At 60.8% G+C, this 26,112-nt stretch carries 24 protein-coding genes and 1 riboswitch; of the genes, 12 read left to right on the top strand and 12 right to left on the bottom strand.

Annotated elements, in window-relative coordinates; all coding sequences use genetic code 11:
- The first annotated feature begins 190 nt into the window (after window positions 1-190).
- Window positions 191-1,048, top strand: coding sequence for a hypothetical protein (locus ACJRW5_RS18910; protein ID WP_484572034.1), 858 nt, complete (start codon window positions 191-193; stop codon window positions 1,046-1,048).
- Here ACJRW5_RS18910 and ACJRW5_RS18915 read toward each other — a convergent pair.
- From ACJRW5_RS18915 to ACJRW5_RS18930, 4 genes are all read right to left on the bottom strand, one after another.
- Window positions 1,037-3,778 (bottom strand): winged helix-turn-helix domain-containing protein, encoded by a 2,742-nt coding sequence (locus ACJRW5_RS18915; RefSeq protein WP_484572035.1) that lies wholly within the window; start codon window positions 3,776-3,778, stop codon window positions 1,037-1,039. The genes ACJRW5_RS18910 and ACJRW5_RS18915 overlap by 12 nt on opposite strands.
- A gap of 149 nt (window positions 3,779-3,927) precedes the next feature.
- On the bottom strand, window positions 3,928-5,301 hold the full coding sequence (locus ACJRW5_RS18920) for a DUF1329 domain-containing protein (RefSeq protein ID WP_484572036.1): 1,374 nt from the start codon (window positions 5,299-5,301) through the stop codon (window positions 3,928-3,930).
- Window positions 5,302-5,326: 25 nt separating this feature from the next.
- Window positions 5,327-7,264 carry a DUF1302 domain-containing protein gene (locus ACJRW5_RS18925; RefSeq protein ID WP_484572037.1) on the bottom strand — a complete coding sequence of 646 codons (1,938 nt, stop codon included), beginning with the start codon at window positions 7,262-7,264 and terminating at the stop codon, window positions 5,327-5,329.
- Window positions 7,265-7,481: 217 nt separating this feature from the next.
- Window positions 7,482-9,164 (bottom strand): fatty acid--CoA ligase, encoded by a 1,683-nt coding sequence (locus ACJRW5_RS18930; protein ID WP_484572038.1) that lies wholly within the window; start codon window positions 9,162-9,164, stop codon window positions 7,482-7,484.
- A gap of 191 nt (window positions 9,165-9,355) precedes the next feature.
- Between ACJRW5_RS18930 and ACJRW5_RS18935 the strand changes: the two genes are divergently transcribed.
- The gene (locus ACJRW5_RS18935; protein ID WP_484572039.1) at window positions 9,356-10,531 is read left to right on the top strand and encodes a thiolase family protein; all 1,176 of its coding nucleotides are present in this window, start codon (window positions 9,356-9,358) and stop codon (window positions 10,529-10,531) included.
- A gap of 117 nt (window positions 10,532-10,648) precedes the next feature.
- Here the strand turns inward: ACJRW5_RS18935 and ACJRW5_RS18940 are convergent, their stop codons facing one another.
- Window positions 10,649-11,278 carry a LysE family translocator gene (locus ACJRW5_RS18940; protein WP_484572040.1) on the bottom strand — a complete coding sequence of 210 codons (630 nt, stop codon included), beginning with the start codon at window positions 11,276-11,278 and terminating at the stop codon, window positions 10,649-10,651.
- A gap of 95 nt (window positions 11,279-11,373) precedes the next feature.
- On the opposite strand from ACJRW5_RS18940, the gene ACJRW5_RS18945 reads away from it, so the two are divergent.
- The 5 genes from ACJRW5_RS18945 (at window position 11,374) to ACJRW5_RS18965 (ending at window position 16,114) form a co-directional block, all read left to right on the top strand.
- On the top strand, window positions 11,374-12,417 hold the full coding sequence (locus ACJRW5_RS18945; RefSeq protein WP_484572041.1) for an IS110 family RNA-guided transposase: 1,044 nt from the start codon (window positions 11,374-11,376) through the stop codon (window positions 12,415-12,417).
- A gap of 310 nt (window positions 12,418-12,727) precedes the next feature.
- Window positions 12,728-13,693, top strand: a complete 966-nt coding sequence (locus tag ACJRW5_RS18950; protein ID WP_484572042.1) for a 2-hydroxyacid dehydrogenase — start codon at window positions 12,728-12,730, stop codon at window positions 13,691-13,693.
- Window positions 13,694-13,723: 30 nt separating this feature from the next.
- The gene (locus tag ACJRW5_RS18955; protein ID WP_484572043.1) at window positions 13,724-14,719 is read left to right on the top strand and encodes a methyltransferase; all 996 of its coding nucleotides are present in this window, start codon (window positions 13,724-13,726) and stop codon (window positions 14,717-14,719) included.
- Between the two features lie 36 nt (window positions 14,720-14,755).
- Window positions 14,756-14,943: riboswitch (yybP-ykoY riboswitch) on the top strand.
- Between the two features lie 25 nt (window positions 14,944-14,968).
- Window positions 14,969-15,550, top strand: coding sequence for a TMEM165/GDT1 family protein (locus tag ACJRW5_RS18960; protein ID WP_484572144.1), 582 nt, complete (start codon window positions 14,969-14,971; stop codon window positions 15,548-15,550).
- A 120-nt stretch (window positions 15,551-15,670) separates the two neighbouring features.
- Window positions 15,671-16,114, top strand: a complete 444-nt coding sequence (locus ACJRW5_RS18965) for an ester cyclase (protein WP_484572044.1) — start codon at window positions 15,671-15,673, stop codon at window positions 16,112-16,114.
- 46 nt (window positions 16,115-16,160) lie between these two features.
- Here the strand turns inward: ACJRW5_RS18965 and ACJRW5_RS18970 are convergent, their stop codons facing one another.
- Window positions 16,161-16,982 (bottom strand): M48 family metallopeptidase, encoded by an 822-nt coding sequence (locus tag ACJRW5_RS18970; protein ID WP_484572045.1) that lies wholly within the window; start codon window positions 16,980-16,982, stop codon window positions 16,161-16,163.
- Window positions 16,983-17,176: 194 nt separating this feature from the next.
- Here ACJRW5_RS18970 and ACJRW5_RS18975 point away from each other — a divergent pair, with 194 nt between their 5' ends.
- Window positions 17,177-19,327, top strand: coding sequence for a methyl-accepting chemotaxis protein (locus ACJRW5_RS18975; protein WP_484572046.1), 2,151 nt, complete (start codon window positions 17,177-17,179; stop codon window positions 19,325-19,327).
- Between the two features lie 50 nt (window positions 19,328-19,377).
- On the opposite strand, the gene ACJRW5_RS18980 is transcribed toward ACJRW5_RS18975, so the two are convergent.
- Genes ACJRW5_RS18980 through ACJRW5_RS18990 form a run of 3 tightly spaced genes read right to left on the bottom strand, consistent with a single transcriptional unit; the run spans window position 19,378 to window position 20,465 of the window.
- Window positions 19,378-19,995, bottom strand: coding sequence for an SOS response-associated peptidase (locus tag ACJRW5_RS18980; RefSeq protein ID WP_484572047.1), 618 nt, complete (start codon window positions 19,993-19,995; stop codon window positions 19,378-19,380).
- Window positions 19,996-20,022: 27 nt separating this feature from the next.
- Entirely contained in the window at window positions 20,023-20,283 is a 261-nt protein-coding gene (locus ACJRW5_RS18985) for a putative signal transducing protein (RefSeq protein WP_484572048.1), read from the bottom strand.
- Window positions 20,283-20,465 (bottom strand): CPXCG motif-containing cysteine-rich protein, encoded by a 183-nt coding sequence (locus tag ACJRW5_RS18990; protein WP_484572049.1) that lies wholly within the window; start codon window positions 20,463-20,465, stop codon window positions 20,283-20,285. The genes ACJRW5_RS18985 and ACJRW5_RS18990 overlap by 1 nt, the downstream gene beginning before the upstream one ends.
- A 103-nt stretch (window positions 20,466-20,568) precedes the next feature.
- On the opposite strand from ACJRW5_RS18990, the gene ACJRW5_RS18995 reads away from it, so the two are divergent.
- Window positions 20,569-21,729 (top strand): 1-acyl-sn-glycerol-3-phosphate acyltransferase, encoded by a 1,161-nt coding sequence (locus tag ACJRW5_RS18995; protein WP_484572050.1) that lies wholly within the window; start codon window positions 20,569-20,571, stop codon window positions 21,727-21,729.
- A 58-nt stretch (window positions 21,730-21,787) separates the two neighbouring features.
- Here the strand turns inward: ACJRW5_RS18995 and ACJRW5_RS19000 are convergent, their stop codons facing one another.
- Window positions 21,788-22,063: a hypothetical protein gene (locus ACJRW5_RS19000; protein ID WP_484572051.1), complete on the bottom strand. Its 276-nt coding sequence runs from the start codon at window positions 22,061-22,063 to the stop codon at window positions 21,788-21,790.
- A gap of 272 nt (window positions 22,064-22,335) precedes the next feature.
- Here ACJRW5_RS19000 and ACJRW5_RS19005 point away from each other — a divergent pair, with 272 nt between their 5' ends.
- Window positions 22,336-22,542 carry a hypothetical protein gene (locus tag ACJRW5_RS19005; protein WP_037050948.1) on the top strand — a complete coding sequence of 69 codons (207 nt, stop codon included), beginning with the start codon at window positions 22,336-22,338 and terminating at the stop codon, window positions 22,540-22,542.
- A gap of 59 nt (window positions 22,543-22,601) precedes the next feature.
- On the opposite strand, the gene ACJRW5_RS19010 is transcribed toward ACJRW5_RS19005, so the two are convergent.
- A complete protein-coding gene (locus ACJRW5_RS19010) occupies window positions 22,602-23,186 on the bottom strand; it encodes a YajG family lipoprotein (RefSeq protein WP_484572052.1) in 585 nt (194 codons plus the stop codon).
- Window positions 23,187-23,345: 159 nt separating this feature from the next.
- On the opposite strand from ACJRW5_RS19010, the gene ACJRW5_RS19015 reads away from it, so the two are divergent.
- Together ACJRW5_RS19015 and mqo are read left to right on the top strand one after the other, a co-directional pair.
- Window positions 23,346-23,576: a hypothetical protein gene (locus ACJRW5_RS19015; protein ID WP_484572053.1), complete on the top strand. Its 231-nt coding sequence runs from the start codon at window positions 23,346-23,348 to the stop codon at window positions 23,574-23,576.
- Between the two features lie 461 nt (window positions 23,577-24,037).
- Window positions 24,038-25,537: a malate dehydrogenase (quinone) gene (mqo, locus tag ACJRW5_RS19020; RefSeq protein WP_484572054.1), complete on the top strand. Its 1,500-nt coding sequence runs from the start codon at window positions 24,038-24,040 to the stop codon at window positions 25,535-25,537.
- A gap of 100 nt (window positions 25,538-25,637) precedes the next feature.
- Here mqo and ACJRW5_RS19025 read toward each other — a convergent pair whose 3' ends face one another.
- Window positions 25,638-26,099 carry a CreA family protein gene (locus ACJRW5_RS19025; protein WP_484572055.1) on the bottom strand — a complete coding sequence of 154 codons (462 nt, stop codon included), beginning with the start codon at window positions 26,097-26,099 and terminating at the stop codon, window positions 25,638-25,640.
- Window positions 26,100-26,112: the final 13 nt, after the last annotated feature.

Consider the following 26,112-nt stretch of genomic DNA (forward strand, 5'->3'; position numbering starts at 1 on the left):
CAGTACCCCGATCTTGTTGTAGGTATGGCCATCAGAACATGAGCAGCGCCAGCAGATCGCCCAACCTTGGGATTGTTACCGCCCCGAACCGAGCATCGAAGCGCGTCGAGGCGACTCCCCAACCAAGGCGCGGGTGACGTGACGCCACTGCCTGAGTACTCTGGAGCGACCCAAGCCACGGATAGCTGACGTGCCACGCCCCTCAAGATCTCGCCTGTTCCTGCCGCTGGGCCTCATGCTGCTCTGGCTATCGCCGGCCGGGGCGGCTGAGTTGTTCTATCTCGGCCAGCGCATACCGGATATTCACAAACCCTGGCGCAGTCATGACTACCGGCAGCTGCGTGAGGCTCTGGAAAAGGTCGACAGTACCCAGGCCAACGCCCTGCCGCGACGCAGTGGTGAATTCACCGGGCCGATCTACCAGCGCATGGTTTCAGCGGAAAATTTCCGCCCGCAGCTCAACATTTATTCACCTCTGGAACTGCGGCAGAACGAAGCCCGTGAGGTGTTGTTCGAGCTCAAGGAGCTGATGCGCCTGTACTTCGACTTTCGCGCCAAGCAGCAGCCCTATGCCGCCGAGGCCCTGGGGCTGATGAGCTATTCGCTGCGCCAGCAGGCCATCCTCTTCACCCTGACCACCGAGTTCTGGATGACCCTGTCGCAGGGCGAGCAGAGCAACCCGGTACGCCTGCAAGGCCTGCAGGAAACCAAGGCCGCAGCGGCCATGCTCAGCGGCAGCGCCCTGGACTACCTGGAACTGACCCAGGCCTTCGGCCGCGACGAGCTGCTGCTGTACAGCGTCGAGCTGAGCCAGCAACTACCTGAGCTGTTCGTGCACTTACCTGTGGATGTACAGGGGCAATTGCTGACTCGCATCGAAGATATCGCCACGCATCATCGTTATCCGCAGGTGGGCCAGGACATGGCCGCATTACTGCCGGTGTTGCAGATGATCCATCAGGATGTGCAGAGCAAGCTGTCGCAATCTGTCAAACCGGCAAGCAAAGCACCTGTGCTGGACCTGTCAGCACCGAGCTCACTGCAATAGACCGAGCCCTTTGGCCCGTGCGACAGCCTGAGTACGCCGTTCGACACCCAGCTTGCTGTTGATATGGCGGGCATGGGTTTTGACGGTATGCAGCGAGATGAATAACCGCTCGCTGATTTCCTGGTTCGAGCAACCACGGGCAATCAGTTGCAGCACGGCCAGTTCACGGCCGCTGAGTTTCTCGGCCAGCGGTTCCTGCTCCGGCATGGGCTCGTCGGTACTTTGCGACACCGCCGGCAACTGCGCCAGCAACTCGTCACGCAATGGGCAAGCCTGACGCAACAACAGGCGCTCACGCAGCCACCGCGGCTGATGCTGCAGCAACTCGATGAAAGGCAGCAAAGCACCGCCCTGAGCGATATCCAGACAGCTGTCGAGCAACTGCTGCGCCTCTCGCTCGCGCCCGGTCTGTTTCAGCAACTGCGCCAGCTGGGCCTGCGCCATCAGCCCGACCAGTTGTCCACCCAGCCCCTGGGCACGCTGCGGCAGGGCCCGAAGCCGGCGTTCGGCACGCTCCACCCCCCCCTGCAGACGCTCCAGAGCGGCGTACTGCAAATCGATATGCATGGCCAGTTGCGGATGAAACTCCGGCGCCAATGCCCGCCCCTGCTCACCATAGGTTTCTGCCAGTTGCGGCAACCAGGCAGCCGCCAGCTCGACCTGCCCCTGTCGCAGCCACAACTCGCACTTGATCAGCGTGATCATTGCCAGGTAATAGATCGCTGGCACATCCCACACATGCATCAAACGTTCGGCCTCACCGAGCAAGGCAAACGCCTCGGCAGGCCGGCCATCTTGCCCTTCCAGGCAGGCCAGCACGCAATAGCCGATCAGTACGCCCACATCGCGACAAGCCCTAGCCTCGGCGATCCCGGCACGCAAATGCGCAGCTGCCCGGGAGTCCAGGCGCAGGCTGAGCAGGTAGCCCTCATACAGGGTCAACCGCGCGCGCACGGAATAACTGCGTTGCACCGGCAAGCCTTTTAACAACTGCAGCCCCTGATGTACTTCGTCCTGCGCCCGCAACACTTCACCGCGTGCCTGCAACACACGAGCCCGTTCGTAATGAGCCAGCGCCTCGAACAGTGGATTACCGATACGCTGCGCCAGCTCCAGGGCATCACGATTGAGGCCGCGGGCGCGCCACAGGTCACCTCGCACCATGGCCAGGTTGGATAAAGCCGACAGGCACAGAAAATGCGGCCCATAACGCTCGACCGGCAGGCAGGCCAGCGCTTCGCTGCACTGTCGCTCGGCACGCTCGCCATCGCCACGGCCACGGGCAATTACGCCATCCAGCGCCTGCCACTGCGCCAGCAAACTGCGCTGGCTGGCCGGGTCGGCGGCGGGCAGAAAACGCCCGAGTTGTTCGAGCAGTTCCTGCGCCGCATCCAGCTGACAGGCCAGTGCCAACGCCCAGCCGTACAGCATGATCAACCGCGGTGTGCTGGCCAGCAGGTCGTCCGGCAGGTTGGTCTTCCAACGCAGCAGCATGGCCACGTTCTGCTCGGCCAGCATCTGTTCTTCGGACAGGTTCTGCACCAGGCTGGCCGCCACATCGGCCTGGCCGGCCAGCAGGGCCTGCTCGATGGCAGCGTCCAGCATGCCCTGTGCAGCGAACCAGCGGCAGGCACGCAAATGGGCGCCGTCATGCGAACGATGCAGCCCATCCCTGAAACGCGCATTGAGCAGGTCTGAGAACAGATGGTGGTAGCGGAACCAGTTGCCCTGCTCGTCGAGCGGGACGAGAAAGACCTGGTTGGCCTGCAACTGGCGGATGATGGCAGCACTGTCGCGACAATCACGCACCGCATCGCACAAATCAGCGCAGAAGCGCTCCAGACAGGCCGTGTCGTAAAGAAACTGCTGCACATCGACAGGCTGACGCTCGATCACCTCTTCGAGCAGGTACTCACGAATCAGCCCCTCACCGCCATGCAGTTCAAGGCATTCACCCGCTTCGCCCGACTCCTCCGCGGCCAGCATCCAGAGACGCAAACCAGCGATCCAACCCTCGCTGCGCTGGAGAATGCCCTCGACTTGTTGCTGCTCCAGATGCGAGCCCTGACTCGCCAGCAGCGCATCCAGCTCGGGCGCCGTCAGGCGCAGATCCTGCTCGTTGAGCTCAAGTAATTGCCGCGACAGGCGTAGCCGCGCAAGGTGCCAATCAGGTCGTTGCCGACTGGTGACCAGCAGCAGCACGCCAGGCGGCAGGTGATTGAGAAAAAACTGCAGACAGCGATCGAGGACCGGCCCCTGCGCAAGATGGTAATCGTCCAGTACCAGCAACAACGGCTGGCCATCATCCAGTTGCTGAGTCAGCTCATCGAGCAGGCCATCGAGCCACTGCTCGAAGGCGAAGGGTTGATGGCGCTGGCGCATCTTCAGAAGGCCGAGGGCCTCATCACCGAGCCTGGGGTAGAACTGCTGCAAACCTTGCAAAAGACGCTCGAGGAAACGTCCTGGATCGCCATCGCGCTCGCTCAATCCCAACCAGAGGCTATGCCAGTGATCGGGCAAGCCCTCGCAGAACTCGATCGCCAGTGAACTCTTGCCAAAACCGGCCGGAGCACTGACCAACAGCAAGCGCCCCTGCAAGCCCTGCTCAAGACGCTCGCAAAGCCTGGGCCTGGGCATATGCCCAGCAGGCAGAGGCGGCCGATAGAAACGAGCCTCAGCTGGCGTGGCCGGTGTGTAGGGAAAACCTGGCGAGCGGGAGAGATCTGTCATCGGCTGATTCTTGGAAGTGTTCTGTCTGCGTCAGCGGGCTCGATCTGGACTCAGCCTAGCGACTTGCAACAGCCATTAGAAGCGCTTGCTACAGTCCGTAACGAAAAAGCCGGCACAAGGCCGGCTTCGTCGTATTGCCTGGAGCAGGTTTAGCGAACGCCAGCCTGACGCAGAGCGGCCGGGGTGTAATCGCTGCCAGCGGCCTTGTAGTTGAAGTCGTAGGCCTGTTTCTCCTCGTTCTTCATACCCAGAGCCAGGTAGCGACCAGACAGCAGGTCGTACAGTGCTTCCAGCGTGTACCAGGGCACTTGCTTGTCGTAGTAGTACTGGGCATGAGCCTCAGCCACACGCCACAGGGTGCCACGGCCGTCGTAGTGGTCGATCAGCGCCGCTTGCCAGGTGTCCTCGTCAATGTAGAAGTCGCGTTTGGCATAGATGTGGCGCTCGCCCGATTTCAGGGTCGCGGTCACGTGCCATACGCGGTGCAGCTCGTAACGAGTCAGGTCCTGGTTGATGTGGCCGGCCTTGATGATGTCTTCGTACTTCAGGCTAGGCGAATCCAGCTTGTAGGCGTTGTAGGGGATGTAGATCTCCTTCTTGCCTTCCAGCTTCCAGTCGTAACGATCCGGCGCGCCGTTGTACATGTCGAAGTTGTCGGAGGTGCGCAGACCGTCAGCGGCGGTACCCGGGCCATCGTAGGACACCTGGGGCGCTCGACGCACACGACGCTGACCGGCGTTGTACAGCCAAGCCAGACGCGGTTCCTTCACCTGGTTGAGGGTTTCGTGCACCAACAGCACGTTACCGGCCAGACGCGATGGAGCGGTTACGCGCTGCTTGAAGTAGAACAGCACGTTGCTTTCCTTGCTCGGGTCGAAGTCGGTCAGCGCATCACGGAAGGTGAACTCGTCCTGGAAGTAGACCAACGAGTAGGAGCCGTTGGCCTGCGGTGTCGCCTGAGTCACCAGACGGCGCACGCTGCCACCACGGTAGCGGGTGATGTGGTTCCAGATCGCTTCCAGACCGTTCTGCGGGATCGGGAAGGGGTTAGCGGTCTGGAAGTTTTCCAGGCCGTTGCCGCCCTCCACCATTTTGGTATTGACCGCATTCTGCTTGGCTGCCTCGATCACCGCCGGCGGCAGGCTGGCCGAGCGGTGGGTCGGGTAGACCGGCATCTTGTAGCTGTCCGGATAGCGTTTGAACATCGCCAGCTGGCCGGGGGTCAGCTTGTCCTTGTACTGCTCGACGTTCTGCGCAGTGATGGTGAACAGCGGCTGCTCATTGGCGAACGGGTCGGACAAAAAGCCCTTGCTGTCGACGGTGCCGGCATTGGCAGGCAAACCACCGGTCCAGGCCGGAATCGAGCCATCGGCATTACCGGCCATCTCGGCGCCTATTGGCGTCAGGGTATTACCCAGCTTCGCCGCCTCGTCCGGCGACACCGCCGCCATCACGCTGGTCGCCAGCAGAGACAGGGTCAGGATACCGCTCTGCCACAGTTTTTTTGTTGTTTTCGCTTGCATCATCATTCCTCAAATTCGTGGCCGCTTAGAAGCTCATACCGAAGCTGAGCGCTACGAAATCGCGATCAACTGCAGTGTTGTATTTGCCATCAAAGAAGCTGGTATACGACAGGTCGGCGGTATAAGTGTTCTGATACTCGGCGTTCAGACCAAGGCTCACGGCCTTGGCACCTTCTGTGAACGAACCGTTCGGACCATACCCATCGACATCATGCGACCAAGCAACACTGGGGCGCAGGTTGATGCCCGCAAACACGTTCGGATAGTCCCAGATTGCCCGAGCGCGATAGCCCCACGCAGTACTGGTCACAAAACCATCGTCCTCACAATATCGAGAAACGTTTTTGCCATTCGGATTGTTACCCAAAGTAGAGGTATTCAAGCCCTGACAGGTCGGGAAGACGCCAACACCAGTTATCGCGTAGTTACCCGGCAAAGGCCCTGGCCCATAGATCGGGTCACGGCCATAACGAACATCACTGGAGCTCTCCAGACCACCGACATGCACGACGGCAACTTCACCAACCAGCGTCAAGCGGCTTGCACCCATGACCTGATCAAAGAAATGAGTGAAGGTTGTCTGAAACTGGGTGATCTCCTTACGCCGGTAGCCGTTCAGATCCTGCCCAGGCGCGCCATTGAGCAGTGAAACATTACCTACACCAGCACCAGCAAAAACTGGGGCCGCAGGGTTATAAGCTGCATCCGCCAATGGCTTGATACCCGCATAAAGAATATCAGTGGAGTTCAGTTGAACTGGAGCATTGGGACGGTAGCTCAACTCACCACTCCAAGCGGTTCCAGTAGGCAGTGTGGTGGCAAAGCTGATGCCATAAAGACGGATGTCCTCGGGATACTCCATAAAATAGTTGGAGTTGCCCGCAACCCTAAGAGGCGCCAGGGCAGCCAAAGCCCCCAGGGTTGTTGCGTTATAAAAGGCCGCGTCGGCACCGGCCGCACTAAAAATAGGAGTGCGGCTGTGATAGTTCATCGCGTAAAAGCCGAACTCAGTATCGAGCGGCTCGAACAAATAGCGGAAGGCAACCCCCCACTGCCCACTATCACGAGCATCACGGTCACCTGAGCGCGGAACGATAACCCCTTCACTACTAAACTCGACACCCTGAGCTTCAAGTACAGGGGCACCAGCGCCACCTGTCAGAGCTTGAACCTCGCTTCGTGTTCTCAGCACGGCGAGATTGCCGTCGCAACCATCAGCAACAATATCTGGCTGGGCAAAGAACGTACCGCAGTTATCAACAACCGTCTGATCCCACTCCAACTGATAAAAAGCCTCCATCGACAGGTTGTCGGTCAGGCTTTGCGACACATAAAACATATTGACCGGAATCAGACCTTCCTTGATTTCGGCACCTGGACGGCGAAACGCAGCAACATCGATAGGGTTGACCGCATTAACCCCTCCGCCAATGAATGTGCTCTCACCCCAGTTGACCACCTGTTTACCGAAGCGAACACTGCCCGGCATGTCACCAATGGCATAGTTGTGATAGATGAAAGCGTCGAGGATTTCCCCCCCGGAGGACTGAGCCCCCTCCTTGCGGTTGCTGTCACTGATGTCCTTGAACAGACGGCTCTCATCCTTCAGCTCAAAGTCATACCAGTACTTGCCACGTACGAATACGCCCGTATCGCCGTAACGCAACTCAAGGTCGTGCGTACCCTTGAATATCTTGGAGAAGGTTTCACCGCGCTTGAAGTTCAGCTTGGAGTCATCTGAGGTTTGCGACAGACCACGCCCACCATTGTTGAAACCTATCAAGTCCTTGTCAGCACTCTCGGTCGACCAACTTGCACCGACCGACAACTGCGAATCGAACTGACCTTCGATTTCACCGATATTGAAAGTGACGCCGAATGCCGGGGCGGCGAGGGTAGAAGCGAGGCTGACGGCCAGCGGCAGTTTTGCCAGGCGCCAGTAGGGTTTTGTTCTTGTTGTCATCGACGCTACTCCATGTGTTTTTTGTTATGGATGCATTGACTATAGCCAGCGGGTAGTACTGCTTGATCCCTCGAAAGTGTGATTTGCAGTCCCCAGGCACTCTGGCTCGCAGGTTTCAGGACCTGCGCCTAGCCAAGCATGGACGTGAAACAGCAATTAGCAAGCCAAACGCTTGTTTGACTGAGCGGTCACTTTCGCCGCCCAGTCACTCCGCACCTCACAGAGTGGAGAGAAACGCGCTGCCCGCCTCCTGCCACTGGGCGATTTCGACGCGAATGCGCTTCTTGTCCAATTTGCCGACACTGGTCTTGGGAATTTCAGTAACAAGCGCAATTTGCGTGGGAATCGCCCACTTGTTGATATGCCCCTGCTCGACGAAAGGCTTGAGATGTTCCTTCAAGCCCTTCGCATCCAGTGCTTCCCCATCACGCACCACCAGAAGCGCAAAAGGCCGCTCGCCCCACTGCGGATCGGGCACGCCAACCACAGCGACTTCGCGTACCGCGGCATGTCGGCTGATGAGATCTTCCAGTTCGAGCGAGGAAATCCATTCCCCACCGGTCTTGATCACATCCTTGATACGGTCGCGGATCTCGATGAAACCCATGCCGTCGATGGTTGCCACATCACCGGTGTGCAGCCAGCCGTGCGCCCAAAGCTCCTCGCCCTTCTCCGGCTCACGGAAATACCCTTGAGTCAGCCAGGGAGCACGCAATACCAATTCGCCTTGCGATTCGCCGTCGCTCGGCAATAGCTTGCCCTCGGCGTCCATGATCGCGGCTTCGACCAGCGGCACCGGAATACCAGCCTTGATGCGGTAGGCCGTGCGCTCGTCCTCGCTACCGGCACGCAGCTCCTCGTTGAGGTAGGCACAGGAGATCAGCGGGCAGGTTTCCGACATGCCGTAGGCCGCCGTCAGCTGAATCCCCCGCGCTTTGGCCGCCTCATACAAGGAACGGTTGAGCGCACTGCCACCGATGATCATCTTCATGCCGCCGAAGTCATGCCCCTGTGCGCCCGGCGCATTGAGCACCATCTGCAGGATGGTCGGTACGCAGTGGGAGAAGTTGACCTTCTCCTCCTTGATCAACTTACACAGCATGTCCGGCTCATAGCGACCGGGGTAGACCTGCTTGACCCCAAGCATGGTCGCCACATAGGGCACACCCCAGGCATGCACGTGGAACATCGGCGTGATGGGCATGTAGACATCGTCGTTACCCAGCAACCTGATGCTGTCCAGGCTACCCATGGTGGAAGCCATGGACAGCGTGTGCAGAACCAGTTGCCGATGAGTGAAGTACACCCCCTTGGGGTTGCCGGTCGTACCGGTGGTATAGAAGGTGGTGGCGACCGAGTTCTCGTCGAAGTCGGCGAAGTCGTAGCGCGGGCTGGCAGCCGACAGCAGGCTTTCATACTCCCCGACAAGATTCGGAAGCTCGGCGGTCTTGTCGTCTCCATCGGTCAGCAGCAGCGTCTTGTCGACAGTGGTCAGCTGTCCGGCAATCCCCTTGTACAGCGGCACGAACTCGCTGTTGACCAGCACGAAGCGGTCCTCGGCGTGGTTCATGGTGTAGAGGATCTGGTCCGGCGACAGGCGGATATTGATGGTGTGCAATACCGCACCCAGCATGGGAATGGCGAACATGCACTCCAGATAGCGATGACTGTCCCAATCCATCACAGCCACGGTATCGCCGGCCTTGACCCCCGCATCGCTGAGCACATTGGCCAGGCGAGCGACACGCTCGTTGAAGGTGGCGTAGCTGTAACGCAGCTTGTCGCGATAGACGATCTCGCGCGTTTTCTCATAACGACTACCGGATAACAGCAAGCGCTTGATCAGCAGCGGATAGGCATGAGCATTTTCAGCGGAAGGGATCAGTCGGGTCTGCAGCATGAAGTCACCTTGAGGCACGCTAGGAATGGGTATGCAGCGACTCTAGAGCGGTACCTGTACAGCGAAATCAGCCCAAAGAATGATTTGCTACGTGACCCTATGCTCACTTTTGGTCACAGGATAAGATCAATAACAGCACTCAGTATCCAAACTGGCCGTAGCAGGCCCTCCACTCCGCTTGAGGTAACACAATGTCCGATATAGTCATCGTCAGCGGCGCCCGCACCCCAATGGGCGGTTTTCAAGGCAGCCTGGCCAGTGTCGCAGCAGTCGACCTGGGCGCTGCTGCCATTCGTGAAGCGGTCAAGCGCGCTGGCATCGAGCCGGGCGACGTGCAGGAAGTGATCATGGGCTGCGTTCTACCCGCCGGCCTGAAACAGGGTCCCGCACGCCAGGCCTCGCTCAATGCCGGCCTGCCGGCGGCAACCGGCTGCACCACCATCAACAAATTGTGCGGCTCGGGGATGAAAGCCGTGATGATGGCCTTCGACTCGCTGAAAGCCGGCAGCAACCAAGTGATGATTGCTGGCGGCATGGAAAGCATGTCCAACGCGCCTTATGTGCTGGAGAAGGCCCGTACCGGCCTGCGCATGGGCCATGGTGAAATCAAGGACCATATGTTCCTCGACGGTCTGGAAGATGCGCGCACAGGCCGCCTGATGGGCTCCTTCGCCCAGGAGACCGCAGACAAGTACGGCATTACTCGCGAGGAAATGGACGCCTACGCCATCGAATCGCTGCGCCGTGCCCAGGCCGCGATCCACGACGGTTCGCTGGCGAACGAGATCGTGCCGGTTACCGTCACCTCGCGCAAAGGCGAGGTGATCGTGAAGGATGACGAGCAGCCGCTGACCGCCAACCTGGACAAGATCCCGACGCTCAAGCCAGCCTTCAAGAAGGACGGCACCATCACTGCCGCCAATGCCAGCTCGATCTCCGACGGCGCCAGCGCTCTGCTACTGATGAGCGCCGATGAAGCAGCCAAACGTGGCCTCAAGCCGTTGGCCAAAGTCGTGGCCCACGCCACCCAAAGCCAGGACCCGAGCGAGTTCACCCTGGCCCCCATCGGCGCGATGAGCAATCTATTGAAAAAGACGGGCTGGAGCAAAGACGAGATCGACCTGTTCGAGATCAACGAAGCCTTCGCCATGGTTACCATGCTGGCGATGCGTGAGCACGGCCTGGATCACGCCAAGGTCAACGTGTTCGGCGGTGCCTGCGCCCAGGGCCATCCGGTTGGCTCCACCGGTTCGCGGATCATCCTCACACTGATCAACGCCCTGCAGAAGAAAGGCGGCAAACGTGGCGTCGCCTCGCTGTGCATCGGCGGCGGTGAGGCCACGGCAGTGGCCATCGAGTTGCTGTAAACGCAAGCGTGGATACAACGGGCAACGTTCCGCGGCATCCACGATGAAGTTCCCGTAGGGTGCGCCGTGCGCACCGAGCAGGCACCGCACCCGGTGCACCCTACGAAGGAGCTGCTTCTAACGCATCTCAGTGAAGGCCAGTTTCACACCGATACCGACCAGCACCGCGCCCATCAGACGATCGAACCAATGCCCCATGCGCGCGAAACCGGCGCGCACGCGTTGTTGACTGAACAGCCAGGCCACCAGGCAGAACCACAACGCAGTCGCCAGCGCCAGGTAAAGGCCATAGCCAGCCTGCACGGCCAGCGGGGTATGCGGGTTGATCACTACCGTAAATAGAGAAAGAAAGAACAGCGTCGCCTTGGGGTTGAGCCCGTTGGTAACGAAGCCTGTCACGAAGGCGCCTCGACCACTGCGGACCTGCTCGACGAGGCTCAGCTCTGCGCTTGCAGGATCAGCCGGGCGAGCACGCAGCGCCTTGATACCGATATACAGCAGGTAGGCGGCTGCCAGCCATTTCAACGCATTGAACAGCACGATGGACTGCGAAACGATCAGGCCGATGCCCAGCAGCGAATACGTCACGTGCACCAGAATACCGGCGCCCACTCCGAAAGCAGTGAACAGACCCGCACGGCGTCCGTGGCCCACGCTCTCACGTACCACTATGGCGAAATCCGGCCCCGGGCTGGCAACCGCCAGCAGATGAATGAGGGCAACGGTGAGAAATTCACTCCAGTACATGACGGCTCCGCATCGACGATGAATGCTGTAATGGACTCTCCCCACACCACGGTTCTATACCGTAGTCACGACATTTGCCGAACGGGAGAGCGGTTATGAAGCGCATCGCTGTTGATCTGGCCAAATCCGTTTACCAAGTTGCCGAGAGTGTCCATTCCGGCCAGGTGGTGCAGCGTAGGCGGCTGAACCGAGAGGCGTTTGCTCGTTATATACAGGAGCAGAGCGAGCCCGTCGAATGGGTGATGGAAGCCTGTGGCACAGCGCACTATTGGGGGCGCACGATGCAGGCGCAGGGGCATCGGGTGATGCTGATTCATCCGCGTTATGTGCGGCCCTATCGCCGGCGCAACAAGACAGATCGTAACGACTGCGATGCCATGCTCGAAGCGGCTCGCTGCCGCGATATCCACCCAGTGCCGGTGAAAACGCAGGAGCAGCAGCACGTGCAACAGCTACACGGTCTGCGAGAAACCTGGAAGAAAGCCCGCACCCAGCGCATCAACTTGTTGCGAGGCATCTTGCGTGAAGCCGGAGTTGAAGCGCCGGCTCGTACCCGTGAGTTTTTGCGTGCGGCGCATGAGCTGATCGAGCGCCCTGAACTGGCGGCGCTTCGCCATCAATTACAGATCGTCCTGGCCGAGATCAACCTGCATGAGCAGTGCATGGCCGAATGCGAGCAACAGCTGCAGCGCTGGCACGCTGACGATGAGGTCGTGCGGGCGCTGGATGAAGTCAGCGGCATCGGCGTACTCACAGCCAGCGCGCTAAAGGCTGCTGTCGGTAAACCCGAGCGTTTTGCCAATGGCCGTCAGCTCAGCGCCTGGCTGGGTATGACTCCGCGCGAATTCAGTAGCGGCGACCGCCGCAAACTGGGGCATATCAGCCGGCAAGGCAATGTCTACGTGCGCACCCTTTTTATCCACGGCTCACGTGCCGCCTTACTGGCAGCTCAGCGTTGCCACGCACGCACACCGGAGAAACTGACGCAGCTACAGCGCTGGGCTATCGAGACGGCGGCGCGGATCGGCCACAACAAGGCAGCCGTGGCGCTGGCTAACAAGCTGGTACGGATCTGCTGGGCGGTGTGGTGTCACCAGCGACGCTTCAGCGGTAACTGGCAGAGCACAATGCCCGCCTGACGGCGGGCGTCATCAGGCAACATTTCTCGTGGTTGTGGTGAAGAGCGAAACTGTCGGAACAGGCGAGTCCTGCAGCGGAACAAGGCCGATAACAATGCTGATCCTGGTGATCGATTGAACGCTTGGCCCCCGCTGCGCGAACTACAGAATGGCCAGGGCGGTAGCGCCCACAACAGGCCGGATATACGAATGCAACCGCGCTGACGACAGGATCGAAAAGCTATTGCTCACTACTTGTGGGGTGAGTCCATATAGGTCTGTTAGGCTCGCCAATCTACTCTTGCGACCCTCCTGCGAAAAGGTACAGCTGATGAGCAACAGCCCACGCGCCGTCTTCCTCGACCACGCCTCCCTCGACCTTGGCGACCTCGACATGCAGCCCATGCAGCAGGTCTTCGCCGAGCTGACCCTGCACGCCCACACGCAGCCGGACCAGGTCGCCGAACGCTTGCGAGGCGCACAGGTTGCCATCAGCAACAAGGTGCCGCTGAACGCTGCCACTTTCGCCGCGTGCCCGGAGCTGAAGCTGGTACTGGTAACGGCAACCGGTACCAACAATATCGATTTGCAAGCAGCCCGCGAGCACGGCGTGACCGTTTGCAACTGCCAGGGCTACGGCACTCCATCCGTAGCGCAACACACCCTCATGCTGCTGCTGGCTCTGGCCACGCGCCTGCCGGATTACCAACGCGACATCGCCGCCGGCCGCTGGCAGCAAGCCAGCCAGTTCTGCCTGCTGGACTACCCGATCGTCGAACTCGAAGGCAAGACCTTGGGCATGCTCGGCCATGGCGAACTGGGCGGTGCAGTCGCCCGCCTGGCCGAAGCCTTCGGCATGCGAGTGCTACTCGGTCAGTTGCCAGGCCGCCCACCTCGAGCCGACCGCCTGCCGCTGCATGAGCTGCTGCCGCAGGTCGATGCACTGACCCTGCACTGCCCGCTCAACGAGCAAACGCGCAACCTGATCGGTGCCGCTGAACTGGCGCTGATGAAGCCGCGTGCCTACCTGATCAACACCGCTCGCGGCGGCCTGGTCGACGAACAGGCTCTGGCCGACACCTTGCGCAGTGGCCACCTGGGCGGCGCGGCCACCGACGTGCTGCTGCAGGAACCGCCGAAGGACGGCAATCCGCTGCTGGCCGCGGATATTCCACGCCTGATCATCACTCCACATAGCGCTTGGGGCAGCCAGGAGGCACGCCAGCGCATCGTCGGCCAGGTCGTGGAGAATGCCGCCGGCTTCTTCGCCGGTGCGCCGCTGCGAGTCGTCGGGTAAGCTGCGCAGCTTTTTCAGGCAGGTACCACCATGGATCCGCGAAGCGAAGTTCTCCTACGTCAGGCCGAGCTGTTCGATGGCAACGTGTTGCTGGCCGGCCTGCCAGCCGACGACCTGCTCGGCGGCTTGCCGCAGGCCAGCGGCTGGAGCTGGCATGCCGGCGACCTGGCGTCTCTGGCGGCGCGCTTCCCGGGCCGTAGCCACTTCGACACGCTGATGCCGGCAGGCGACTACTGCACGGCAGTGCTGTTCCTGCCCAAGTCGCGGGAACTGGCGGACTACCTGCTGCAAGCTCTGGCCGCACGCCTGGCGGGCAAACCGCTGTACCTGGTCGGCGAAAAGCGCGGCGGCATCGAACGCGCCGCCAAGCAGCTCGCCCTCTACGGCAAGCCGCGCAAGCTCGACAGCGCACGCCACTGCCAGTTGTGGTGCGTGACCATTGAACAGGCGCCGGCGCAACCGGACCTGCAGGCGCTGGCGCAGAGCTACTCCCTGCCACTGGCCGATGGCCCGCTGGAGATCGTCACCCTGCCAGGTGTCTTCGCCCACGGTCGCCTCGACCGTGGCAGTGCCCTGCTGCTGGAACACCTGCAGGATCTGCCCACAGGTCATCTGCTGGACTTCGGCTGCGGTGCCGGCGTGCTCGGCGCAGCGCTCAAGCGCCGCTATCCGTCCAGCCGGGTAACCCTGCTCGATGTCGACGCCTTCGCGCTGGCCAGCAGCCGCCTGACCCTGGCACGCAATGGCCTGGAAGCCGAGGTGATCGCAGGCAGCGGTATCGAATCCGCGCCTGACGAGCTGAGTGCCATCGTCAGCAACCCACCTTTCCACCAAGGCGTGCACACCGACTATCAAGCCAGCGAGAATCTGCTGGCCCAGGCTGGCCGCCACCTTACCAAGAGTGGCGAATTACGCCTGGTAGCCAACAGCTTTCTCAAGTACCCACCGCTGATCGAACGCCACCTCGGTCCGTGCCGCACCCTGGCCGATGCCGAGGGTTTCCGTATCTACAGCGCACGACGCTGAACAGGCTTGCTTCGCCCTAGGCACTTGTGCACAATTGCGCCCGTCCTAGGGGAGTAGTCTCCCGCGAGCGCCCAGCTCGCCAGGCATGCGTCAACACACTTGCTCCGCAGAGCATGGCGCATGCGACCCAAGGCCTACCCAGATAGGCCTGCGGTTTGACAAGACCTATGACACGCACAACCTCACCCGGGGCGGGAAGGTCGTTCGTGTCATATGCCGTGTCTACCCGCCCCTTTAGGAACCCTGATGCTGGAATCCCTGTTCGTCCCCACCTTCATCGTTGCCCTTGCCGAAATCGGCGACAAGACGCAGCTGCTTGCCTTGTTGCTGGCCGCACGCTTTCGCAAACCCTGGCCGATCATCTGGGGCATCATCGTCGCCACCCTGGCCAACCATTTCGCGGCCGGTGCAGTGGGCAATTGGGTAGCCAGCTTCTTCTCCCCCGCAACCCTGAGCTGGATCCTGGCAGCCAGTTTCGTTGCAGTGGCGGCCTGGACGCTGGTGCCGGACAAACTGGATGACGATGAAGCATCCGGCCTGAAGAAATACGGCCCCTTCCTCACGACCCTGATCGCGTTCTTCCTCGCAGAGATGGGTGACAAGACTCAGGTCGCGACCGTGATGCTGGCCGCCCAGTATCCGCACTTCATCCTGGTGGTAGCCGGCACGACGCTGGGTATGCTGCTGGCCAACGTACCCGTTGTATTAGCAGGCAATTTCGCCGCCGAGCGCTTGCCTCTCACACTGATCCGCCGCCTGGCGGCTTGTGCCTTTGCCGCACTGGCCATCTATGCCGGTTACCAGGCCATGAAACTCAGCGGCCTGATCTGACGCATTAATGACGTCAACAGACTGGCATTTCGGCCAATCCCCTCCCCCCATGACCTGCTGTTAAAGTGCGTTCCACGTCACACAAGCAGCAGCCAAGGCGCCAGTAGCAGGGAGAGCAACATGTCATTGGATGATCGTAAGAAGGTGGTGTGTCAGCACATCGACCTGGTCTGGAACAGGGGTCGTCTGGCTTTGGCCGAGCAACTGCACGCCCGCGACTTTCTCTACAAGAGCTCGTTCGTCGGGCACCCGCTCGACAGCGGCAACTTCGTCCAGTTGGTGCAGAGCATTCGCGCGGCCATGCCGGATCTGCAGGTCGTCATAGAGGAATGCATCGCCGAAGGCCATAAAGTGGTGACCTGGAGTACGCTGATCGGCACCATTGAAAAGCCGGCACTCGGCTATCAGCCCAGCGACAAAGTGCTGAGCATTTCGGCAATGGCCTTCTGGACGCTGACGCCAGGCAACGAAATCCAGGAAATTTGCACCATGTTCGACATGGAAAGCTTCCGCTCGCAACTAGGCCTGAACACACGCTCGTTCGCCGAGAAGGCCCTTCCCTGAAAAGACAGCGGCGCGCCAGCCACGCCGCGTCTCGTTCAAAGCACGCTCAGCGGCTCGCTCGAGCCTGCTCGTACAACGGCATGACCTTGGGAATCGCCGCCTGCAGAGAGGCGATGCGGCTGCTGGATGATGGGTGCGTGCTCATGAACTCGGGTGGCGCGCCGCCGCCAGCGGCCTCCATCTTTTGCCACAAGCTGATAGCGGCATTCGGGTTGTAGCCGGCCCGCGCAGCCAGCTCCAGGCCGATCAGGTCAGCCTCGTTCTCGTTACCGCGACTATTGGGCAATGTCAGGCTGTACTGCACGACGGTATCGGCCAACGCCAGGCCGCTCTCACCCAGTCCCAACAACGCGCCGGCGCCCTGTTTCGCCATTTCAATGCCATAGGCCTTGGACATGGCCTCGCGGCTGTGTTCACGCAGGGCGTGCGCCATTTCGTGCCCCATGATCGCCGCGATCTCATCATCGCTCAGCTTGAGCTGCTCGATGATGCCCGTATAGAAAATGATCTTGCCGCCCGGGCCACAGTTGGCATTGAGCTCGGGACTCTTGATCAGATTGACTTCCCACTGCCAGTTGGCGGCATCCGGGCGAAAACGCGGCGCTTGCGGAATCAGGCGAGCGGCGACGGTCTGCAGACGCTTGGCATTGGCACTGCTCTTGTCCAGCGCGCCCTTGCTCGACGCCTCACTCAGCGTTTGCTGATAAGACTGCGCATACATCTGGTTGACCTGATCAGCCGACAGCATGCTGAACATGTACTGCTTGCGCTCAACACCTACCGCACCAGCACTGGTGGTATTGACCGCCTGACAACCGGACAGCAGCAGTGCTGCCATCAGGCCACTCAGTTGAAAAACCTTGCTCATCGAGCGACCTCCTTGAATGGGACGCCCTATGCTAGGCCGCCCCCAGCACTCGGGCAACCGCACTACTTGCGTGATGGCCCAACGCAATCTTTGCTGAAAGCATCGCTGGCCGCGATCTCGCGCCACGTCGCTAAGGTTCTGCCCTACTACGGCCGATAAGCCGTAACAGGCGCAAGTTGCGTTCGGGAGCTCATATGAAGTTCAAGTCGATCCAGTTTTCCGTCGCGTTTCTCGCAGGTGCCAGCGTGCTGGCAGTCGTTGCCGCGCTGGTTCTCTACGCCCTCTTTGCCAGCGACCGCACCCAGACACTCGTGGAGCAACGAACCCAGACGTTGCTTGAGCAAGTCATCGAGCAACGCCTTGGCGCGCTGGCGCAGGCCCAGGTCAGTGCGATCCAGCGCGAACTGGAAGCCCCCTTGCAGATCACTGCGGATTTGGCGCGGATCAACGCCATGCTCGGCATGACAGACGACAATGGCAGCCCGCTGCTGAGTATCAGCCGCGAAGAGCTGGCCAATCTGGTGCATGAAACCACTGCGCAAAACCCCAAGCTGCTGGGCAGCTACATCGGCTGGGAGCCAAACGCCTTCGATGCCAGCGACGACCTTTATGCCGGCAGCAAGGAAAATGGCTATGACGGTACAGGCCGTTTCCTGCCCTGGTGGTATCGCAACGCCGACGGCAGCCTGGGCATAGATTCGATTGGCTCGACCGAAAGCGAAGAGCTCCTGCCCACCGGAGTAAGGGCAGGCGAGTATTACCTCTGCCCCAAGGAACGCAAACGTCCCTGCGTGATCGATCCGGCGCCCTATGACGTGGGTGGCAAGATGACCATGCTCGCGTCTTTCACTTCACCGATTCTGGTCAATGGCGAGTTTCGTGGCATCGCCGGGGCCGACCTCGCGGTCAACTTCATTCAGGACCTGCTGGTCAAAGCCGACTCGCAGCTCTACGACGGCGCCGGGGACATGGCGCTGATTGCCGCCAACGGACGCCTGGTCGCCTCCACCAAAGCGCCGGATAAGCTCGGCGAACCCGCCACCCTGCTGCTCGACGCCAACGAAGTAAACAATCTAGGCAAACTGCAGGCAGGTCACCCCATCTACTCCATCGATGCCGCAGAAGATCCGGAGCACAGCCATATCGAGCTGTTTCTCAGCTTCGCTATCGGACAGAGCGATGCACGCTGGGTGCTGATGGTGGTGCTGCCCCTTAAAGCCGTCATGGCAGACCTCTATCAACTACAGGACGACCTGACCGCTCAGCGCGACAGCGACACCCTCGGCATGACGCTGGTGGGCCTGCTCATTGCAGGCATCGGCCTGCTGGTTATCTGGTTCGTCGGTTATGGTATCGCCCGCCCGCTGCGGCAGATGGTCGGCATGCTCGACGATATCGCCAAGGGAGATGGCGACCTGACCGCACGCCTGCAGGTGGATCGCAATGACGAACTCGGGCAAATCGCCCAGGGGTTCAACGCCTTCCTGGCCAAACTGCAGGCGATGATCGCCAACGTGGTGACCTCGGTACAGCAGGTCAGCGACTCTTCCGAACACACGGCCGATATCGCCATCCGCACCAATCAGGGCGTGCAGAAACAGCTCGCAGAAATCGAACTGGTGGCCACCGCGGTGCATGAGATGACCGCGACCGCTCAGGACGTCGCGCGCAATGCCACCCATGCCGCAGAAGCGGCCAATCACGCAGATCGCGCAGCCAATGAAGGCAAGCAGGTGGTGCATGAAACCTCGGTAGCCATTGCCGCCCTGGCCAGCGAAATTGGCCGCGCCGTGGGCGTGGTGCAGAACCTGGCCAAGGACAGCGAGAACATCAATGCCATTCTGGTAGCGATTCGCGGCATTGCCGAACAGACCAACCTGCTGGCACTCAACGCCGCCATCGAGGCCGCTCGGGCTGGCGAGCAGGGTCGCGGTTTCGCCGTGGTCGCCGATGAGGTTCGCAACCTCGCGCAGAAAACCCAGCAGGCCACCGAAGAAATCCAGAGCATGATCCAGCAGCTGCAGCAAGGCACCCGCGAAGTGGTCAAAGTCATGGAGCAGAGCCAGAGCAAGACCGATGACAGCGTGCAGCACGCCAATCAGGCCGCCAGCTCTCTGGAGTCCATTACTCAGGCCGTCTCGGTGATCAATGACATGAACACCCAGATCGCCAGTGCAGCCGAAGAGCAGAGCGCAGTGGCCGAGGATATCAACCGCAACGTCACCAATATCGGCCAGGTCGCCAACGAAGTCGCCAGCGGTGCCGACGAAGCCAGCCAGGCCAGCGCCCAACTGACCAAACTGGCCGAACAGCAACGGCGTTTGATCAATCAGTTCAAGGTGTGAATGGAGAGGGTTGGCAGGGAGCAAGCCGCGCACCTGCCAATCGCCTTATCTCAAGCCGGTGTCAGACACTCCGGAGCGTCCAGCTTCGGATCGTTGACCAACGTCGCCAGAGGGCGTTCACGTAGCGCAGCAGAAGGTTTGCCCAGCAAGGCGGCCAACTGCTCGGGAGGAGTATCGCTGCCGAGCCAGAGCGCCTGCTCTGGCTCATCGAGAATCAGCGGGCGACGAAGCGAAGCTGCAGCTTGGGTCACCAGGGCGACGCTCAGGTACTCATGGCCGCCCACGGGATAAATTTCGTAGAGCGCGGCGAAATACATCAGCGGCTCACCATTGGTCATCCAGTACGGGCGCTTCCGCGCAGCTCCACGCCATTCGAAAAAGCCGTTGGCCGGCAGCAGGCCACGGCGCTGACGAAAAGGTTCACGAAACATCGGCTGCTCGGCCAGTGTTTCGGCACGTGCATGAGCCGGGGTTTTGGAAAGATCCTTGAGCCAGGCCGGCGTCAACCCCCAGCGCGCTGCAGCCAACTCCCTGCCTTCACTACCCGCACGCAACAGCAGCACCTGACTATTTGGCGCGAGATTCCAGTGCGGCTGCTGATCAGCGGGAAAGCCAGGCAGCGCAGCGAAAGCAGGCGACCAGCGAAACAGGGCGTAACGTCCACACATGAAACAGCTCGACAGGCAGGGGGCGATTCAACACAGCAATACGCCCTGGAACGACTCCGGCGCATCACCGGGTACAGGTTGTGCGGCATTGTACTCGGCGATCAGCACACGTGCTTGCTCAGCGTCCGCATCGCCCACCACCAGCGCCAACAGGCCGCATGCGGGCAATTCCCCCACAGCCCCCACCAGATGCTGCCCCTGCAAATGTGCGCCTATGCCCTCGCTGGCCAGCATATCCACCAGCAACTGCCCTTCCAGCAGGTTTTCCGGCTCGTAGATTCGCTGCATCAGTCATTCTCCCCGCGCACATCCAACTGCCATTCTTCCCCGTCGGTGCGCAACTCGAACTCGATGGGCCGGCAACACACCGGGCAATCCTCGATATAGGATTGGTCCCCCGCCGACAGGTCAAGCACGGCCTCGACCGGCTCCCCGCAGTAGGGGCAGTGATAGGCCTCGGTTTGAAGCATCGTAGGCTCCTTGTGACTTCGCGGTACAATCGCCGGTCTATTGCTGACCCTGCCAGACAGGTTGTCGTTTTTAACCTTAGTCGTTTTAGATCAAGAGAGCATGATGGGCGTATTCGATGCCATCCGACCTTATGCCGATGAAGAAGTGCGCCCGGTACTGGCGCGCCTGCTCGCCGACCCGGCGTTTCTCGGCACCCTCACCCATTTTCGCTTTCCGCGCTTGGCAGGGTCATTGGGCTGGCTGCTCAAGCCGCTGATTGCCCTGCGCCTGCGCAGCGAGTTCGCCGATGTCGACTCGGTAAGCAAGTTGCAGGCGAAGATCGAACCCTATATCGATCGCACCATCGAGCATGCCAGCGACGGCATCAGCTATTCCGGGCTCGAGCACTTGCAATCGGGCAAGCCCTATCTGTATCTGGCCAATCACCGCGACATCGTCATGGATCCGGCCTTTGTCAACTACGCCGTTTTTCATGCCAAGCTGCAAACGCCGCGCATCGCCATTGGCGACAATCTGCTGCAGCGCCCGTTCGTCAGCGACCTGATGCGCCTGAACAAGAGTTTCATCGTACACCGCTCGATCAGCGGTCGCCGCGAGAAGCTGGCGGCCTATCAGCTGCTCTCGGCCTACATCAACCACTCGATCCGCGAAGACGGCGAATCGATCTGGATCGCCCAGGCCGAGGGCCGCGCCAAGGATGGGGATGACCGCACCGACTCGGCCATCCTCAAAATGTTCCACATGAGCCGCAAGGACGAGTCATTCGCCGAGGTGATCGACTCGCTCAACCTGATCCCGGTGTCGATCAGCTACGAATACGACCCCTGCGATCTGGCCAAGGCCCGCGAGCTGAGCATTCGCGCCGCCACCGGCAGCTACACCAAGGCCGCCGGCGAAGACGACACCAGCATCGCCCTCGGCATTACCGGTTACAAAGGCCGTGTGCATCTGCACTTCAGCCCGCCGGCAGTTGGCCTGGAAGACACCAAACAACTGGCGCAGGCGCTGGATCGGCAGATCCTCGGTCAGTACCGCCTGTTCCCGGTGCACTACCTGGCCTACGCCATGTGGGAAGGCCGTGATCCAGAGCTGCAGGTGCCGGCAGCCAGCGAGCTGTTCAGCAAGGCAGATCTGAGCAAGGCCGAAGCCGAATGGAACAAGCGCCTTGGCGCCTGCAGCGAAGCGGAAAAACCCTTCCTTGTCCTGCAATACGCCAACCCGGTGCGAAATCAGTATCGGGTCAAGGCTGGCCTGCCACTCTAAGGCGGACCGCAATGAGAAACGGCAGCCTGATGGCTGCCGTTTTCGTTTATCGCGTCACCTACAGGCGAGTGCTGAACCAAGACAGCAGCAACGCCGAGCCCAGACAGATCGCACCAAAGCGATAGAAGAAGCGATTGATGCGCTGAGTGCGCTCATCCAGCAACAGCGCCTCATCCATCGCGCCCTGCGCGAACACCCGCGCCAGGCCGCGCTGCTCACGCACACGAGTGGCCAGGCACAGCCAGGCGCCCGCCAGGGCGAAGAACAACGCCAGAGCATTCACGGCTCCCGCGGGATGAGCCAGGTACAGCGACCACACGACCTGAAGCGACATCTGACACCTCGTGATCAGCTTGGTGCAACAATAGGGAAAGCGCACCAGGATAGGGATTTCAGGCTGAAATCAGCAGTATTTCAGCCACCGAAAGACGTCGCGCAGTGTACTGAAAGACCACTTTTATAAGGTTCGTTTCCGACGAACGTAGGCCGCTATCCCGAAATCGTCTGAAAACTGTCATAAGCCTGGCCTAGGGTTTGTATCTCTCAAGGTGACCAAACAGTCACGACTGTTCTTGGAGACTACCCCACGTCCTAGGAGGACTTGCCATGCTCAATCCCCAACCGCTGGATCGCGACTACCTGATCGACTCGCTGGATGAAGTGGATGCCGTGGTCGACGAACTTTCCTTCAACGTCCAAGACCAGCACTGGCTGGTGTACTGCGCCCTCGGCGGGCATGAGCATTACGACCTGCCGGACATCGACAACCGCACCGGCATGAGCCTGCCGGAGCTGTACGATCAGGCCGCCTGAGCCTCCGAACAAACGAAAACGCCCCGCAATGCGGGGCGTTGTTCGTTACGGCAGCAGCTTTACTGCAGCAACACCTGGCCGATGGTCGGGTCCTTGAACGCGCGAGTCAGCGCGTCACTGATCACATCGCCAACAAGTTTGCTGTTGGTCTGCTGGTTCGGCGCAGTACCGAAGCGCTGATTCAGCGAGGCACCATAGCGGCCGGTATAGCGGCGGCTGCCACCCTGCACATCGGCACGAATGGAGGCAGAGATGTCAGCCTCGGTGACGTACATGCCCTCTTTCGGCGACTGGTACTTCAGCTCCGCCAGAGTGATGGTCAGCTGCGGCGCATTGTAGGCATTGGCCGAAGGAGTGAACCCCAGCAGACGCACTGCCGCTTCGGCCTCGGCCTGAAGTTTGGGCAGCAGGTTCTCACCACTGACGCTGATGGAACTGGTTTCCGGGTACAGGCCGCCACGCGTCCCCAACACAGGCGACGAACGACCATCGACCACGCGCACCACCACCGGCTGTCCCTGCCCGACCGGGGTCAGCGAACTGGTCAGCTTGGGTTGCGGGGTGAGTTGCTGAGGGCTGAGGGCGCAACCAGCCAGAGTCAGGCTGGTGGCAGCAAGCAGGGCGATCAACGCACGGTGCAGCATGCTCATCTCTCCGAGTGAGGTAAAAGTGGCCGGCAGTATACCCAGCGCTGCCTGGCGCCAACAGTGGTAGGACTGCGCTGGCAGCGACGTGGTTCCTGTCATCACCCTGTCACTCATTCAGGGCATAAAGACTGCAGCCCTAAACGCTGGAGCTCAGTCATGCTATTGCGCCGCCTGTTCAGCCGCTCTCGTCCGATGCGCCATTTCGCCCTGCTCGATGCCCAGGGGCATTGCCGTGCCCTGCGGCAGATGCAGGAGCATCCGGCTCAGCCTGGCTGGGTGGAAGTCAGTGAGCCAAATGCATCCTGGCTGGGCGCTCCCCTGCCTGCCGGAGCCCGCATGACACCGGTCGTCACGCACGCACCAGCCGCTCGCCCGTTGGCGGCCTGACCGGCGGAAGAAGAAAAGTCACGCAAGAGCGATCAATTTCCCCTCTTTCACCGTTATACTCACGCCCCGATTATAAGGACGTCTCCTGATCGGGCCGCACGACCTCGCCGATGCAATGTCATCGCCCCGCCCCAGAGAGTCGCCCACTTCGAGCTGCCGTATCCGGCCAGCCGCTTTAGCCCATATGCAGAACCGATAGCAGCCATGCAATGCATGACATGCGCGGGCAAAAGCGCGCCAAGGCAGTCGAGCTTTTGAGGTTCACCGCTCCAAAAGAGCGTGAAAAAACGGTTTTTACAACTTCACAAGAGTGTGGCGAACAGATGAACAACTTTGCGTCCGCAATTCCCAGCCTTGAGCCTCCCCGCCGAACGGCCCGGCCTCACACCTGAGTCCGTCGGCATTGCCCTGAAAGGCCGAACGGCCACCCATCTGGTGCAGATTTTCTTGGAGAGAGGTTAATGGCGCATAACGATTACCAAAGCGTGGATGTAGTGCTGGTTGGCGCCGGCATCATGAGCGCGACCCTGGGCGTACTGCTCAAGGAACTCAACCCTGGTATCACGCTGGAAGTGGTAGAGCTGCGCGAATCCGGTGCAGTGGAAAGCTCCAATCCCTGGAACAACGCCGGGACCGGCCACGCCGCCCTGTGCGAGCTGAACTACACACCGGAGGGCGCTGACGGCAGCATCGACATCAAGAAGTCGGTGACCATCAACGCCCAATTCGAAGAGTCCAAGCAGTTCTGGGCCTACCTGATCGCAAAAGGCGCGATCGATTCGCCAAAGACGTTCATCAACCCCGTCCCACACATGAGCTTCGTGCGCGGCGATAGCGGCAAGGCCTTCCTCAAGAAGCGCTTCGAGGCGCTGCGCCAGCACCATGCCTTCGCCGACATGGAGTACACCGAGGATCGCGCCACCATCGCCGATTGGGCGCCGCTGCTGATCCCCGGCCGTGACAGCAACGAGCCGCTGGCAATGACCCGCGTGCAGGCCGGCACCGACGTCAACTTCGGTGCGGTCACCGAGCAGATGCTCGCTTACCTGACCACCCAGCCCAACGCCAAGGTCACCTGCAACCAGAAGGTCACCGACCTCACACGTGACAGCGAAGGCTGGCTGGTGGACATCAAGGACACCCGCTCCGGTGCCACGCGCAAGCTCAAGAGCAAGTTCGTCTTCCTCGGCGCCGGTGGCGGCGCGCTGCCGCTACTGCAACTGTCCGGCATTCCGGAAGGCAAAGGCTTCGGTGGCTTCCCGGTCAGCGGCCAGTGGCTGCGCTGCGACAACCCGGAAATCGTCAAGCAGCACCAGGCCAAGGTCTACAGCCAGGCTGCCGTAGGTTCGCCGCCGATGTCCGTGCCGCACTTGGACACCCGCGTGGTGGATGGCAAGAAATCCCTGCTGTTCGGCCCTTACGCCGGCTTCACCACCAAGTTCCTCAAGCATGGCTCGTTCCTCGACCTGCCACTGTCGGTACGCCCCAACAACCTCGGCCCGATGCTGGCGGTGGCGCGCGACAACATGGACCTGACCCGCTACCTGATCAAGGAAGTGATGCAGTCCGAGGCGCAGCGCCTGGAAACCCTGCGCGGCTTCTACCCGGAAGCCAAAGCCGAGGACTGGCGTGTGGAAGTGGCCGGTCAGCGCGTGCAGATTATCAAGAAGGACGCCAAGAACGGCGGCATCCTGCAGTTCGGCACCGAACTGGTGGCTGCTGCAGACGGCACTATCGCCGCCCTGCTCGGCGCCTCGCCGGGTGCGTCGGTGACCGTGTCGATCATGCTCGACCTGATCCGCCGCTGCTTCCCCGAACAGGCCAAGAGCGAAGAATGGCGCAGCAAGCTGGACGAGATCTTCCCGGCCATGGCCGACGTTCTGGCCAAGGACGCCGAGCGCTACCGCGAAGTGCAGGCGCAGTCGAATCAGCGCCTGCAGCTGGACCAGCCCAGCGCCTGATCCACTCGACAAAAAACCGCCCCTCGGGGCGGTTTTCTTTTAGATGCAGGGTGCGCCGTGCACCAGTCCAGGCATCGGATGTCGGTGCGCACAGCGCACCCTACGGCTTGCCCCAAGGCAGAATCGGAATGGCTGTCACCGCATTCTGCGGGCTGCCCTCGATCACCCGGTCGCTGTAGACCAGATACACCAGCGTGTTGCGCTTCTCGTCGAAGAAACGCACCACCTGCATGGTCTTGAACACCAGCGACGTACGCTCCTTGAACACTTCCTCGCCGTCCTTGAGCTTGCCCTTGAACGACACAGGCCCGACCTGACGGCAGGCCAGAGACGCCTCGGCACGGTCCTCGGCCAGACCCAGTCCGCCCTTCACACCGCCGGTCTTGGCTCGCGACAGGTAGCAGGTCACACCCTCGACCTTGGGATCATCGAAGGCTTCGACGACGATCTTGTCGTTCGGCCCAAGCCACTTGAACACCGTGGATACCTCGCCGATGGTCTCGGCCAGTACCAGCCCCGGCAGTAGCATGACACCCAGCGCAATGCCCTTGAACAGACGCATACCTTGCTCCCTA

Source organism: Pseudomonas pichavaramensis (genome assembly GCF_050473265.1).
In the GTDB taxonomy this organism is placed as follows: domain Bacteria; phylum Pseudomonadota; class Gammaproteobacteria; order Pseudomonadales; family Pseudomonadaceae; genus Aquipseudomonas.

Coding starts and splice junctions, on each gene's coding strand:
- ACJRW5_RS18985 (WP_484572048.1), bottom strand. CDS start 20,283: ATGCAGCGAATCTACGAGCCGGAAAACCTGCTGGAAGGGCAGTTGCTG.
- ACJRW5_RS18975 (WP_484572046.1), top strand. CDS start 17,177: ATGAAGTTCAAGTCGATCCAGTTTTCCGTCGCGTTTCTCGCAGGTGCC.
- ACJRW5_RS18980 (WP_484572047.1), bottom strand. CDS start 19,995: ATGTGTGGACGTTACGCCCTGTTTCGCTGGTCGCCTGCTTTCGCTGCG.
- ACJRW5_RS19010 (WP_484572052.1), bottom strand. CDS start 23,186: ATGCTGCACCGTGCGTTGATCGCCCTGCTTGCTGCCACCAGCCTGACT.
- ACJRW5_RS18990 (WP_484572049.1), bottom strand. CDS start 20,465: ATGCTTCAAACCGAGGCCTATCACTGCCCCTACTGCGGGGAGCCGGTC.
- ACJRW5_RS18950 (WP_484572042.1), top strand. CDS start 12,728: ATGAGCAACAGCCCACGCGCCGTCTTCCTCGACCACGCCTCCCTCGAC.
- ACJRW5_RS19025 (WP_484572055.1), bottom strand. CDS start 26,099: ATGCGTCTGTTCAAGGGCATTGCGCTGGGTGTCATGCTACTGCCGGGG.
- ACJRW5_RS18970 (WP_484572045.1), bottom strand. CDS start 16,982: ATGAGCAAGGTTTTTCAACTGAGTGGCCTGATGGCAGCACTGCTGCTG.
- ACJRW5_RS18955 (WP_484572043.1), top strand. CDS start 13,724: ATGGATCCGCGAAGCGAAGTTCTCCTACGTCAGGCCGAGCTGTTCGAT.
- ACJRW5_RS18920 (WP_484572036.1), bottom strand. CDS start 5,301: ATGCAAGCGAAAACAACAAAAAAACTGTGGCAGAGCGGTATCCTGACC.
- ACJRW5_RS18915 (WP_484572035.1), bottom strand. CDS start 3,778: ATGACAGATCTCTCCCGCTCGCCAGGTTTTCCCTACACACCGGCCACG.
- ACJRW5_RS18930 (WP_484572038.1), bottom strand. CDS start 9,164: ATGCTGCAGACCCGACTGATCCCTTCCGCTGAAAATGCTCATGCCTAT.
- ACJRW5_RS19005 (WP_037050948.1), top strand. CDS start 22,336: ATGCTCAATCCCCAACCGCTGGATCGCGACTACCTGATCGACTCGCTG.
- ACJRW5_RS18925 (WP_484572037.1), bottom strand. CDS start 7,264: ATGACAACAAGAACAAAACCCTACTGGCGCCTGGCAAAACTGCCGCTG.
- ACJRW5_RS18995 (WP_484572050.1), top strand. CDS start 20,569: ATGGGCGTATTCGATGCCATCCGACCTTATGCCGATGAAGAAGTGCGC.
- ACJRW5_RS19000 (WP_484572051.1), bottom strand. CDS start 22,063: ATGTCGCTTCAGGTCGTGTGGTCGCTGTACCTGGCTCATCCCGCGGGA.
- ACJRW5_RS18965 (WP_484572044.1), top strand. CDS start 15,671: ATGTCATTGGATGATCGTAAGAAGGTGGTGTGTCAGCACATCGACCTG.
- mqo (WP_484572054.1), top strand. CDS start 24,038: ATGGCGCATAACGATTACCAAAGCGTGGATGTAGTGCTGGTTGGCGCC.
- ACJRW5_RS18940 (WP_484572040.1), bottom strand. CDS start 11,278: ATGTACTGGAGTGAATTTCTCACCGTTGCCCTCATTCATCTGCTGGCG.
- ACJRW5_RS18945 (WP_484572041.1), top strand. CDS start 11,374: ATGAAGCGCATCGCTGTTGATCTGGCCAAATCCGTTTACCAAGTTGCC.
- ACJRW5_RS19015 (WP_484572053.1), top strand. CDS start 23,346: ATGCTATTGCGCCGCCTGTTCAGCCGCTCTCGTCCGATGCGCCATTTC.
- ACJRW5_RS18935 (WP_484572039.1), top strand. CDS start 9,356: ATGTCCGATATAGTCATCGTCAGCGGCGCCCGCACCCCAATGGGCGGT.